Source organism: Nonomuraea sp. bgisy101 (assembly GCF_057708945.1).
Window position 1 is genome coordinate 1 of the sequence record NZ_JBYITD010000016.1, and the last position, 12427, is coordinate 12427.

Below are 12427 nucleotides of genomic sequence, written 5' to 3' on the forward strand. Positions count from 1 at the left end.
CGAAACTCGTCCTCTGAACAAAGGACTCCGGATCCGTCCGGTATGTGACACCCCGATCAGTGAGGTCGATCACGTTGGCGGATGCCCTGGGTTCGCGCCCTCCCGGACTTCTCGGCCTTCCCGGAACCCTGGGCTTTCCGGGTTCCTGGGCTCGTCATGCGGGTTTGAAATGCAGGGGCGCCTTCCGACATGGAGAGGGTGTCAGACATTCCCGACCAAGGAGGCCGACCATGGGAACCGCCCGTGGCTGACCACAGGAGGGCCAGGTTCGAGGCCGTCTACGCCGGAACCTACGAACAGATCGTCGGCTACGTCGTCCGCCGATGCCCCTCGCCTGACGACGCCGCAGACGTGGTCGCGGAGACCTTCGCCATCGCGTGGCGAAAGATCGACGAGCTGCCGCCCGGCGCGGAAGCCCGGCTGTGGCTGTACGGCGTGGCCCGCAACGTGCTGGCCAACCATCGAAGGAGTACCGCCAGGCATCACGCCCGCACGGTCGAGCTCGACGCCGACCTGGCCGACCTCTACGCCGCCGCTCCCGACACCACGCTCGAGCTCGGCGCCATCGGCAGGGCCTTCCGGAGCTTGGGGGACGACGACCGCGAGCTGCTCGGCCTGGTCGCGTGGGAGGGGCTGGAACGGAGCGAGATAGCGGCCGTGCTCGGCTGTTCGCGCAACGCCGTACGGATCAGGCTTCATCGTGCGCGCAAGCGTCTGGCCCGCGCCCTGCAGGCGGCGGGCATCTCGGTCGACCGTGTCGTTCTCGCGGGGAGGGAACTGTGAAGAGCATCGAGGAGCAGGTCGGCGGCCTGGCCAGGGTCCGGGACGAGGATCTCAGGGGGCAGGGGTCCGGCGCGGGGGCGCGGACGCTGCTGGAGTCGATCACGGCTGCCGATGGGGCGCACGAGCCTGCCGTACGGCGGCGCGGGCCACGCCCCGCGCGCAGGTTGGCGGTGGCCGCGATGGCGGTGTCGGCGCTTGCCGCCGCCGTGGTGATCGGTCCGGGGCTGATCGAGGGCGGGAAGGGGGTGCCCACCTCCTACGCCAACGCCGCCATCGAGATCGAGCGGCGCGGGGACCAGTGGGTGGCCAGGGTCAAGGACCCGTACGCCGACCACGCAAGGTATGCGGAGGCGTTCAGGGCGGTGGGCCTGGACGTCAGCCTCAACCTGCTGCCGGCCTCGCCGAGCGGGGTCGGGAAGGTCGTGAGGATGGGCTTCAGCGGGAACACCTCTCCCAACAAGGGCATCGGCGGTGGTTTCGAGCCGGAGGGCTGCGAGATGGGCTCTCCCGGCTGCGCGCTGGCGGTCACCGTGTCGGTGGGTTTCACCGGTACGGGGGTGGTCTCTCTCGGACGGCCCGCCAAGCCGGGGGAGCGGTACGGGAACGCGGCGTCGGCCACCAGGAAGGGTGAGCCGCTGCACGGCCTCGAGGTGGACGAGCGCACGGTCGGCGAGGTCAGGAAGGCGGCCGCCGAGCGCGGCGTCAAGACCGAGGTCTGGGTGATCGAGCCCTCCGAAGGCGGCGGATTCGGCTACAACCCGAAGCGGCAGCCGGACGACGTCGGCGACGACTGGATCGTGTGGGACGCCGAGGTGCTGTCGGCCGACACCGTCAAGCTGCTGGTGACGGAGAAGCGGCTGGCCAAGAACCCGGTCTACGACGGCCCCAAGCCGCCGGACACCGAATAGCCGACGAAGCGGGAGTGGAGCGGCGCGGCCCTCGCGGTCCCGAGCAGGTCCAGCGCGGCCAGCCACGCCGCCGCTCCCGCTCCGTCCGCCGCCACCGTGACGGGGGCCGCCGCCCATCGCTGTTCGAGCAGGGCCCGTACGGCACGCCGGACGGGACCCGCGGAGGTCAGCACGCTCCCGGCCAGCACGATCGGGGAGCCGTCGCCAGGCTCGCGCACCTCGGCGGCGGTGCGGGCGAGCCTGGTGGCGGCGGCCTCGACGATGGACAGCGCGGCGGGGTCGCCTTCGGCGGCGGCCAGGCTGACCAGCGGCGCCAGTTCGGCCAGCGCGAGCGGCGGCCGGGACTGCACGGTGGCCGCGATCATGTCCACCAGCTCCCCTCCGAGCCCGGCCCTGCCCCCGGAACCCGGCCGCCCGGCACCTTCCGCCTTCCCGGCCGCCGGCCCTGAACCGCCCGCCCACCCGACCGTGAGATCCGGCCGAGGATCGGCCCACGCGACCGTGAGATCCGGCGGAGTGCCGGCCCGCTCGCCCGTGGGATGCGGCCCTTCAGCGCGTTCGGCCTGAGGCGCGAGCGCGTCGAGGACGAGCAGGGTGAGCGGGCCCGCCGTTCCCGCGGTGAGCTCGCGTACCGCCACCCTGGCGGCGGCCCTGCCGAGCCAGAACCCCGACCCCTCGTCGCCCAGCAGCCAGCCGAACCCGTCGGCCACCCTGTCCTGGCAGCGGTCAATAATTTTTGCCGCGATGGCCCCGGTACCTGACACGAGGACGGTGCCGTCGGCGGCGGGGGTGCCCGCCGCGAACGTCACGACCACGTCTCCCACCGGGATGGGCGGCGCGGGCAGGCCGGCGAACACGTCGGCGAAAGCCGCGGACGCGGATGGTTCGCGCAGGATGCCCGAGCCCGCGAACCCCACGACTCCGCCTTTGATCGAAGCGGGATCCGTCGAGCTCAGGGCCGACTCGACGGCTTGTCTCATGTTCCCGAAGGCCGTCGCGGTGCCTGCTGCCATCGGGTTGCCGCATCCCGCGAGTCCCCTGCCCACGAGCTTTCCGTCGAGGGACATCACCACGGCGCGGGTCGAGGTCCCGCCCGCGTCCACGCCTAACACCATCGTCATGTCAAAAATTATTCTCCCGAACCCTTGACGAGGCCAGTAGCTGAGCATAATTTTCATCGCGTGGAACTGCTGAGCCGCATCAGAGCCGAACAGGCCGACCAGCCGGAGGCGTTGCGCAAGGTCGCCGAGGTGATCCTCGCCAACCCCGCCGACGCGGCCCGATCGACGATCGTCGACCTGGCCGAGCGCAGCGGGACCTCGACCGCCACGATCACCAGGTTCTGCCGCGCGCTCGGCTTCGGCGGCTACGCCGAGCTGCGCGTGGCCATCGCCACCGAGACCGGCAGGACGGCCAGGCAGCGCTGGGAGACCGACATCGGGCAGGAGATCCTCCCCACCGACGGGCTGGACAGGGTGCTCGGCGTGGTCTCGGGCAACGACACCAGGCTCATCCAGGAGACGGCGGCCCAGCTCGACCTGGCCATGGTGGAGAAGGTCGCCGAGGCGATCGCCCACGCGGGCAGGGTGCTGCTGTTCGGCGTCTCGAGCAGCGCGGCCGTCTCCAGCGAGATGGAGCACCGCCTGCAGCGGATCCGCATCCCCACCTGGAGCAGGTCCGACGCGCACTCCGCCCTCAGCGACGCCGCACTGCTCGGCCACGGCGACGTGGCGGTGGGCATCTCGCACAGCGGCAGGACCCGCGAGGTCATCGAGGTGCTGGCGGAGGCGGGCAGCCACGGCGCCATCACCGTCGCTGTCACCTCCCACCCCGGCTCGCCTCTCGCCGAGGTGGCCGAGCTGGTGCTCACGACGGCCAGCCGCGAGACCACCTTCCGCGCCCACGGCTTCGCCGCCATCCACTCCCAGCTGCTCGTCCTCGACGTGGTCTACGTCTCGGTCGCGCAGCGCACCTACGAACGCACCCGCGAGGCGTTCGACCTGACCGTCAGGGCCGTCGAAGGCCACCGCCTACCAGAAGGAGAATCGTGAACCCGGCCGACTACGCCAGGCACATCGCCGACCTCGTCGCCGTCATCCCACAGGATCCCGAGATCGGCAAGGCCGCCGCCCTCGTCGTCCGGACACTCGACAGGGACGGGGTGATCCAGGCGTTCGGCTCGGGGCACTCCGAGGCCACCGCGATGGAGATCTCGGGCCGCGCGGGAGGCCTGGTGGCCACCAACAGGCTCGCGCTCAGGGACATCGTCCTGTACGGCGGCGCCGACCCTGCCGAGCTCGAACGCTATGACCTGGAACGCGACCCCGGCCTCGCCCGGCGCATCCTCGACCTCGCGCCCGTCAGGGACGAGGACCTCTTCGTGATCATCTCCAACTCGGGCGTCAACGGCGTCGTCGTCGAGCTGGCCACCCTGGTCAAGGAGCGCGGTCACGACCTGATCGCCATCACCTCCCTCGCCCACAGCTCCAGCGTGCCGTCCAGGCACCCGTCAGGGCGCAAGCTGCTCGAACTCGCCGACGTGGTCCTCGACAACAGGGCGCCGCGCGGCGACGCCTTCCTCCCCATGCCAGGAGGCGGCGCGGTCGGCGCCGTCTCCTCGATCACCTCGGCGCTGCTGGTCCAGCTCGTCGTCGCGGAGGCGGTCAGGGAACTGGTGGAGGCGGGGCGGACGCCGCCGGTGTACCTGTCGGCGAACGTTCCCGAGGGCGACGCGCACAACCTGGCACTCGAGGCCCGTTACGAAGGCCGCATCAGAAGAGGCGGCTGACACCAAGGAGATCCAGCCGTGAAGATCCTCCTCGCTTTAGCCCTTCCCTTCGCCATCCTCGCCGCACTGCTGGCAGCCCCCGCGAACGCCGCGCAGGGACTGCGCCTGCAGTACAAGAACTCCTCGACCACCCCCACCACCGCGCAGGCCGAGCCGTGGTTCCAGCTGCTGAACGACGGGCCGGCCGCCGTACCTCTGAACCAGGTGAAGATCCGCTACTACCTCACCGGCACGGAGACCTACAGATTCGCCTGCTCATGGGCGGTGGTGGGGTGTTCGACCGTGACGGGCACGTTCGGGCCCGGCTACCTGGAGGTGGGCTTCACCTCGGGGACGTTGCCGCCCGGCGGCAGCACCCGTGACCTGCAACTGCGCTTCTACCGTGCCGACTGGCAGAGCTTCGACCAGTCCGACGACTACTCCTTCGGCGCCCAGACGAGCTACGCCGACTGGGACAGGGCCGCCGTCTACCTGGACGGCCTGCTGGCCTGGGGCAGGCCGCCGGGCGGGGGCGAGCCGACGCCGACCCCGACCCCGACGGGCTCGGCCGGCGTCCTGTTCGACGACTTCTCCTATACGGGCTCGAGCGATCCCCGCCTGGCCCAGCGCGGCTGGACCGTCAGGTCCAGCTCGGGCGGCCCAGGTGTTCCCGGGGCGACCTGGTCGCCCGCGGCGGTCACCTTCCCGAACGGCGTGCTGCAGCTGGAGTCCTCCACCGACGGCACCGGCGGCGGCACCGTCCAGACCGAGTTCTCGACGGCCGGGCGCAAGTTCTTCGAGGGCACCTACGCCGCACGCGTGCGCTTCAGCGACGCCCCCGTGACGGGGCCCGACGGCGAGCACGTGGTGCAGACGTTCTTCACCATCACCCCGCTGCTCCAGAACATGGACCCCGACTACGGCGAGCTCGACTTCGAGTACCTGCCCAACGGCGGCTGGGGCGAGCCGGGCAACATCCTCTACACCACCAGCTGGGAGACCTACCAGGCCGACCCGTGGCAGGCGGTCAACACCCACACGGAGGAGCGCGCGAGCTTCGCCGGCTGGCACGACCTGGTCATCCAGGTCTCGGGCGGGCACATCAGGTACTACCTCGACGGACGCCTGTTCGCCGACCACGGCGGCATCTACTACCCCGAGACGCCGATGTGGATCATGTTCAACCAGTGGTTCATCGACCTGCAGGCAGGCTCCTCCAGGCGGGCCTACCAGCAGCAGGTCGACTGGGTCTACTACACCAAGAACGAGGTCGTCTCGCCCGCCGACGTGCTGGGCAGGGTCGCCGCCCTGCGCACCGCGGGGACGGCCTTCCAGGACACCGTCTCCTGACATCCGTCCGGCCAACCTCTCCTCACCCGAAGGTGACCCCCCATGACGTACCGCCTTCTGGCCCTCGCCGCCCTGTTCGCGGTGACCGCGTGCGGTTCCGCGGACCCCGAGCCCGCCGCGAGCGCGGGCCCCGCCAAGCTGACCGTCTGGATCATGGACGGCAGCGTCACGAAGGAACTGCTCAAGCAGTTCGAGACCGACTACGAGGCCGTGCACGCCAACGTCGACCTCGACATCCAGATCCAGGCGTGGGACGGCATCGGCGAGCGCGTCACCGCCGCGCTGGCCAGCACCGACGCCCCCGACGTGATCGAAGTGGGCAACACCCAGGTCGCGCAGTACTCCGCCAGCGGCGGCGTCGTCGACCTCACCGCCAAGGTGGCCGACCTGAAGGGCGAGGACTGGATCCCCGGCCTGGCCGAGCCGGGCAGGATCGACGGCAAGCAGTACGGCGTGCCCTGGTACGCCGCCAACCGCGTCGTCGTCTACAACAAGGACCTGTGGGCGGCGGCGGGCATCACGGCGCCGCCCAGGACGCGGGAGGAGTGGCTGGAGGTCACCGCCAAGCTGGGCAAGCGCGGCAACCAGGGCATCTACCTCACAGGCCAGACGTGGTACGCCCTGGCCGGGTTCATCTGGGACGAGGGCGGCGACCTGGCGGTCAAGGACGGCGACAGGTGGAAGGGCGCGCTCGACAGCCCGCAGGCCCTGGCGGGCATGGACTTCTACCGGCGGCTCCAGGCCTTAGGCAAGGGGCCCAAGGACGCCGATGAGGCCAACCCGCCGCAGCACGAGGTGTTCGCGCAGGGCAGGGTCGGCCAGATCATCGCCGTTCCCGGCATCGCCGCCCGCGTGCTGGAGGTCGAGCCAGGGATGAAGGACAAGATGGGGTTCTTCCCCATCCCGGGGAAGACCGCCGGAAAGCCGGGCGCGGTGTTCACCGGTGGCTCTGACCTGATCATCCCTGAGGCGTCGAAGAACCAGGAGGCCGCCTACGAGGTGGTCAAGGCGCTGGCGGGGGAGAAGTTCCAGACCGAGCTGGCCAAGGCGATGAGCTTCGTGCCGAACAGGGCCTCGCTGGCGGGAGTGCTGAGCGGGGACGAGGGCACGGCCGCGATGGCGGTGGGGGCGGCGTACGGCAAGGCCACCCCGAACACGCCCAACTGGGCGGCGGTGGAGGCGACGTCGGTCATCAAGCAGTACATGACCGCGGTGCTGACGGGGAAGGACGCGGCGGCCGAGGCCCGTAAGGCGTCGGAGTCCATCACCACGACCCTCAACAGCGGCTCCTGACCTAGGCCGGTCCGCCGGAGCTGCTCCCGACCGGGCCGTCCCCCGGGGACGCGGCCATGGCCGCGCCGCCGCCCCGGGGGTGACGGTCTTCCGGCGAGCGCCGTCATCCCAGGGGACGCGCCCATGGCCGCGTCGCCGTCCACCTGTCCACGATCCTCGCCTCAGGAGGGAGCGCATGCCCGCCGCCACCCGAGCGCCGGCTCCGCCACTCACCCGCGTGCCGCGGCCACCGCGCGGCAGCGGCCGCCGCCGCGGAAGCGCCTGGCCGTACCTGCTGATCGCCCCCGCGGTCGTGAGCGGGGTCCTGCTCCTGCTGTACCCGCTGTTCCGAGCAGGTGTGATCTCCTTCCAGCACTTCAGGATGGGCGAGCTCATCAGGGGCGGCGCCACGTTCGTCGGTCTCGACAACTACGGCGAGCTGCTCGCCGGCCACGAGTTCTGGACCGTCCTGCTCAGGACCGCGGGGTGGACGGCCGTCAACGTCGTCCTCATCGTCGGCCTGTCCACCGGCGTCGCCGTCATGCTGCTGCGCCTGGGCCGCCGCATGCGGGTGGCGCTGATGAGCGCGCTGGCCCTCGCCTGGGCCACGCCGATCATCGCCGCCACGACCGTCTTCCAGTGGTTGTTCCAGTCGGAGCTCGGCATCGTCAACTGGTTGCTGGACATGCGCGGCTACTCCTGGTTCGCCAACGGCACCGCCATGTTCGCCGTCCTGGTGGTCCTCGTCGTCTGGCAGTCGGTGCCGTTCGCCGCGCTCACCCTGTACGCCGGGCTGACCACGATCCCCGTCGAGCTGTTCGAGTCGGCGCGGATCGACGGCGGCACCGGCAGGCAGATCTTCGCCAAGGTGGTCTTCCCGATCCTGCGCCCGATGTTCGCGCTGGTCACGTCGCTGGAGGTGATCTGGGTCTTCAAGTGCTTCCCGCAGATCTGGGTGCTCAGCCAGGGCGGGCCCGACGGTGCGACGACCACGCTCCCCGTCTACGCCTTCAAGGTCGCCAGGGTCCTGCACAGGTACGACCTGGGTTCGGCCGTGGCGGTCGTCACCGTCGTCATCCTCGCTGTCGCACTGGTCACGAACCTGCGGCGGATGCTCAGGCAGGAGTCGTGATGCGCAGGGCACTGCTGAACGGCGCGGCGCTCGTCACGCTCGCGCTGACCGTCTTCCCCGTCTACTGGATGGTCGTCACCGCGTTCAAACCGACCAGGGACATCCAGGCCGAGTCGCCCTCGCTGCTGCCGCTCCACCCGACGCTCGACCACTTCACCACCGCCATGAGCGCCGAAGGCTTCTGGTCCTACTGGCGCAACAGCCTGGTGGTGACCGGCGCGGCCGTCCTGCTGGCCCTGGTGGTGTCGCTGTTGTCCGCGTTCGCGGTCGCGCGGCTGCGCTGGAGGGGCAGGGGCGTGTTCGTCGTGGCGGTCTTCGCCGCGCAGATGGCGCCGTGGGAGGCGCTGCTCGTGCCGATGTTCATCATCGCCCGCGACAGCGATCTGCTCGACTCGCTGGCGATGCTGTCCGGTGTCTACTTCATGGTGACGCTGCCGTTCACGATCGTCACCCTGCGCGGCTTCCTCGACGCGGTGCCGGCGGAGGTGGAGGAGGCGGCGCTGGTCGACGGGGCGAGCAGGTTCACCGCCTTCCGGCGGGTGATCTTCCCGCTGCTGGCGCCGGGTCTGATGGCCACCTCGCTGTTCGGGTTCATCACCGCCTGGAACGAGTTCTCCTTCGTCAACGTGCTCATCATCAAGGACCAGGACAAGCGGACGCTGCCGGTCTGGCTGTCGACCTTCCGCGACGTCTACGGCACCGACTGGGGCGCCACCATGGCCGCCGCCACGCTGTTCGCGCTGCCGGTGCTGGTCGTCTTCCTGTTCCTGCAGCGCCGGGTGGGCACGGGCATGATGGCGGGCGCGGTGAAAGGTTGATCAGCCGGTGAAGGCGGCGTGCAACCGCTCGGCCTCGCCGTCCGGCAGCAGGGCCAGGGCGGCCAGCCACGCCGCCGCCCCCGCCCCGTCGCGCGCGGTGCTGACCTCGGCCTCCCATCGCCGCTCCAGCAGCGCCCGTACGGCCTGCCGTACCGGGCCTTCGTTGGTCAGCACGGAGCCGGCCAGCACGATGGGCCCGCCGTCGTAGACCCTGGCCACGGTGTCGGCCAGGTGGGCGGCGGCGCGCTCGGCGATCTCGGCGGCCATCGGGTCGCCCGCGGCCGCGGCCTGGCTGACCAGGGCCGACAGCGGGCCGAGCGTGGTGCGGTCGGCCTGGGCGAGCCTGACGATGCGCTCGGCCTCCCTGCGGGGGGTGGGGCCGCGGTCGTCGCCGAGGAAGCGGGTCACGACCAGGTCGGACAGGAGCCCTCCCCGCTCGCCGCGGTCGAGGGCGTGGACGACGGCCTTGGCGGCCTGCCTGCCGATCCAGAAGCCGGAGCCCGCGTCGCCCAGCAGCCAGCCGAGCCCGTCGGACAGCAGGGCGAGCTCGTGCTCGGTGACGCGCGCGGCGACCGCCCCGGTGCCGGACAGCAGAAGCGTGCCGGACGGCGCCGCGGAGCCGGCCGCGTAGGCGATCGGCACGTCGTTCGTCAGGCGGGGGCCCGAGGCGATGCCGTGGTCCGCCCACAGCTTGTCGAGGGCGACGCCGAAGTCGACGGTGTTGCCCGCCACGCCCGCCACCGAGCGCGACACCCGCGAGGGGTCGACTCCCTCGAGGGCATGGCCGAGCGCCTCGCCGATCGCGGAGGCCGCCGCCTCGACACCGTGGGCGCTGGGGTTGCCGCCGCCGGCCTTGCCGTAACCGAGCCTGGTGCCGTCGAGGGCGTGCACGGCGACTCTGGAGGAGGTCGCGCCGGCGTCGACACCGACCACCACGTCTGCGCGTTTCACGGGGTCACCCACCTACTCGCTCTCGCCCACCCTTGGTGGAGGCCACCGTACCGGCCATGACTTCGCAAAAAGAAGCCGTTATGCACGTGTCACATCCTGGGTCTTGACTCGACCCAATTGCAAGAATAATTTTCGCCGCAAGGTCCGATATTCGGAAGGAATATTCGTGCCATCTGGTGCCCTCGGCCGCGTCGAAACCGAACTCCCCGGTCTGCCGGAAGCTCTCCGCAGGGTGGGTGAGGTGATTCTGGGCGATCCTGCGGAGGCCGCCCGTTCCACGATCATCGCGCTGGCCGAGCGGGCGGGTAGCTCGCCCGCCACCGTGACGAGGTTCTGCCGCGCGTTCGGCTTCTCCGGTTACGCCGAGCTCCGCGTGGCGCTGGCGACGGAGACCGGAAGGGCGGCACAGGCCGGTTGGGGCGCGGGAGTGGGCCAGGACATCGGCCCTGACGACCCGCTGGACGCCGCCGTCGAGGTCATGGCCGCCGCCGACGCCCGGCTGATCCAGGACACCGCCGCGCAGCTCGACCTCGCCGCCGTCAGCCGGGTCGCCGACGCGATCGTCTCGGCCCGCAGGGTGCTGCTGGTGGGCGTGTCCACCAGCGGCGCGGTGGCCACGATGTTCGAGGGGCGGCTGCGCCGGATCGGCGTGCCGTGCTGGAGCTCGGGCGACGCGCACGTGTCCCTGTCGGACGCGGCGCTGCTCGCGCGGGGCGACGTCGCGATCGGCATCTCGCACAGGGGCCGCACCCGCGAGGTCATGGAGGCGCTGGCCGAGGCCCGCACCCACGGCGCGATCTGCGTCGCCGTCACCTCCTTCGCCCGCTCGCCGCTGGCCGAGCTGGCCGACCTGGTGCTCACCACGGCCAGCAGGGAGACCACGTTCCGTCTCGGCGGCCTGGCCGCCGTGCACTCGCAGTTGTTCGTGCTGGACGCCGTCTACGTGGCGGTCGCCCAGCAGACCTACGAACGCACCAATCAGGCCTTCGAACTGACGATCAAGGCCGTGGAGAGTCATCGACTGGAGTAGCCATGCCGAACACCCCCCAGATCACCCGACGTCAGCTTCTCCGCAGCGCCGTCCTCGTTCCCGCGGCGGGCGCGCTCGCGGCCTGTGCCACGCCGGCCGCCCCACCCGCCACCTCGGCCCCTGCCGCGGCGGCGCCGACCAGCGCGGCCAACCCCTTCGGGGTGGCCGCCGACAAACCGCTGGAGATCTGGATCTTCGACGGCGGCTTCGGCAACGCGTACGCCAAGGACATCCACCAGCCGCTCTTCGCCTCGAAGTACCCGAAGGTGGAGATCAAGCACAACACCACCAAGGAGATCACCAAGGTCCTGCAGCCGCGCTTCGCCGGCGGCAACCCGCCCGACGTCATCGACAACTCGGGCGCGAACGCCATGGACTTCGGCGCCCTCGCCCAGGACGGCCAGCTCCTCGACCTGACTCCTCTGCTCGACGCGCCCACCTGGGACGACCCCGCGATCAAGGTGCGGGACGCCATCGACCCCGCCGTGATCGACATCGGCACCTATGACGGCAAGTTCAGCGTGCTCGGCTATGTGAACTACATCTTCGGCATCTGGTACTCCAAGAAGGCCTTCGACGAGAACGGCTGGCAGGCGCCCAAGACGTGGGAGGAGTTCATCGCGCTGTGCGAGGCCATCAAGAAGTCCGGCAAGATGGCCCCCTTCACCTACGCGGGCAAGTTCCCCCAGTACCTGTACGAGGTCCTGCTGACCATGGCCGCCAAGATCGGCGGGAACGAGGTGCTGGTCAACATCGACAACCTCGAGGACGGCGCCTGGACCACCGACGCCATGAAGCAGTCCGCCACCCGGTGGGCCGAGGTCGGCTCGAAGTACCTGATGCAGGGCACCGCCGGCCTCGACCACGTGCAGACGCAGACGGCTCAGAACAAGTACGAGGTCGCCATGCTGCCTTCGGGCTCCTGGCTGGAGAACGAGCAGAAGGACACCACCCCCGCCGACTTCGCGTACCAGATGTTCGTCGTCCCCGACGTCACGGGCTCCGACAAGCTGCCCTACGGCACGCTGCACACCTCCCCCGGCGAGAACTTCATCGTGCCCGCCAAGGGCGCCAACCCGCAGGCGGGCCTGGAGTACCTGCGGGCCATGCTGTCGAAGAAGGCGTCGGGCGACTTCAGCGAGCTGGTCAGGACCGTCTCGGTGGTCAAGGGCGCGGGTGACGGCAGGGCGCTGTCGCCCGGCGCCAAGAGCGCGTCCGACGCCGTGGCCGCCGCCGGCGCGAACACCGTCTACTACCGCTGGCAGACCTGGTACGCCCAGCTCAAGGACGAGGCGATCGCCGCCACGGGACAGCTGATGAGCGGCGGGCTGACCCCTGACAAGTACCTGGAGCGCATCCAGAAGAAGGCCGACGAGATCAAGAAGGATTCCTCGATCAAGAAGTACACGCGCTGAC

Annotated in this window: 12 protein-coding genes; 10 read left to right on the plus strand and 2 right to left on the minus strand. The window is 70.6% G+C overall.

Annotated features, from left to right (window positions below; translation table 11 throughout):
- Positions 1 to 243: 243 nt before the first annotated feature.
- Together AC3EO4_RS28120 and AC3EO4_RS28125 are read left to right on the plus strand one after the other, a co-directional pair.
- On the plus strand, positions 244 to 783 hold the full coding sequence (locus AC3EO4_RS28120) for an RNA polymerase sigma factor (RefSeq protein ID WP_379580984.1): 540 nt from the start codon (positions 244 to 246) through the stop codon (positions 781 to 783).
- A complete protein-coding gene (locus tag AC3EO4_RS28125; RefSeq protein WP_379580985.1) occupies positions 780 to 1691 on the plus strand; it encodes a hypothetical protein in 912 nt (303 codons plus the stop codon). The genes AC3EO4_RS28120 and AC3EO4_RS28125 overlap by 4 nt, the downstream gene beginning before the upstream one ends.
- Here the strand turns inward: AC3EO4_RS28125 and AC3EO4_RS28130 are convergent.
- Entirely contained in the window at positions 1658 to 2812 is a 1155-nt protein-coding gene (locus AC3EO4_RS28130) for an N-acetylglucosamine kinase (RefSeq protein WP_431898564.1), read from the minus strand. The two genes, AC3EO4_RS28125 and AC3EO4_RS28130, sit on opposite strands and share 34 nt — an antisense overlap.
- Positions 2813 to 2872: 60 nt before the next feature.
- On the opposite strand from AC3EO4_RS28130, the gene AC3EO4_RS28135 reads away from it, so the two are divergent.
- The 6 genes from AC3EO4_RS28135 to AC3EO4_RS28160 all read left to right on the plus strand — a co-directional run bounded on the left by AC3EO4_RS28135 (position 2873) and on the right by AC3EO4_RS28160 (position 9030).
- Positions 2873 to 3742, plus strand: coding sequence for a MurR/RpiR family transcriptional regulator (locus AC3EO4_RS28135; protein ID WP_379580987.1), 870 nt, complete (start codon positions 2873 to 2875; stop codon positions 3740 to 3742).
- A complete protein-coding gene (locus AC3EO4_RS28140) occupies positions 3739 to 4479 on the plus strand; it encodes a sugar isomerase domain-containing protein (RefSeq protein ID WP_379580988.1) in 741 nt (246 codons plus the stop codon). Before AC3EO4_RS28135 ends, AC3EO4_RS28140 begins: the two co-directional genes overlap by 4 nt.
- A gap of 18 nt (positions 4480 to 4497) precedes the next feature.
- Positions 4498 to 5808, plus strand: a complete 1311-nt coding sequence (locus AC3EO4_RS28145) for a cellulose binding domain-containing protein (protein ID WP_431898565.1) — start codon at positions 4498 to 4500, stop codon at positions 5806 to 5808.
- A gap of 42 nt (positions 5809 to 5850) precedes the next feature.
- Entirely contained in the window at positions 5851 to 7101 is a 1251-nt protein-coding gene (locus AC3EO4_RS28150; protein WP_431898566.1) for an extracellular solute-binding protein, read from the plus strand.
- Between the two features lie 175 nt (positions 7102 to 7276).
- Complete coding sequence (locus AC3EO4_RS28155) at positions 7277 to 8212, plus strand: carbohydrate ABC transporter permease (protein WP_431898567.1); 936 nt, start codon at positions 7277 to 7279, stop codon at positions 8210 to 8212.
- The gene (locus AC3EO4_RS28160) at positions 8212 to 9030 is read left to right on the plus strand and encodes a carbohydrate ABC transporter permease (protein ID WP_379580992.1); all 819 of its coding nucleotides are present in this window, start codon (positions 8212 to 8214) and stop codon (positions 9028 to 9030) included. Before AC3EO4_RS28155 ends, AC3EO4_RS28160 begins: the two co-directional genes overlap by 1 nt.
- Here AC3EO4_RS28160 and AC3EO4_RS28165 read toward each other — a convergent pair whose 3' ends face one another.
- Positions 9031 to 9981, minus strand: a complete 951-nt coding sequence (locus AC3EO4_RS28165) for an N-acetylglucosamine kinase (RefSeq protein WP_379580993.1) — start codon at positions 9979 to 9981, stop codon at positions 9031 to 9033. It lies immediately after the preceding gene.
- A 166-nt stretch (positions 9982 to 10147) separates the two neighbouring features.
- On the opposite strand from AC3EO4_RS28165, the gene AC3EO4_RS28170 reads away from it, so the two are divergent.
- A complete protein-coding gene (locus AC3EO4_RS28170) occupies positions 10148 to 11011 on the plus strand; it encodes a MurR/RpiR family transcriptional regulator (protein ID WP_379580994.1) in 864 nt (287 codons plus the stop codon).
- A 2-nt stretch (positions 11012 to 11013) separates the two neighbouring features.
- Positions 11014 to 12426, plus strand: a complete 1413-nt coding sequence (ngcE, locus tag AC3EO4_RS28175) for an N-acetylglucosamine/diacetylchitobiose ABC transporter substrate-binding protein (RefSeq protein WP_379580995.1) — start codon at positions 11014 to 11016, stop codon at positions 12424 to 12426.
- The last annotated feature ends 1 nt before the right edge of the window (position 12427 follow it).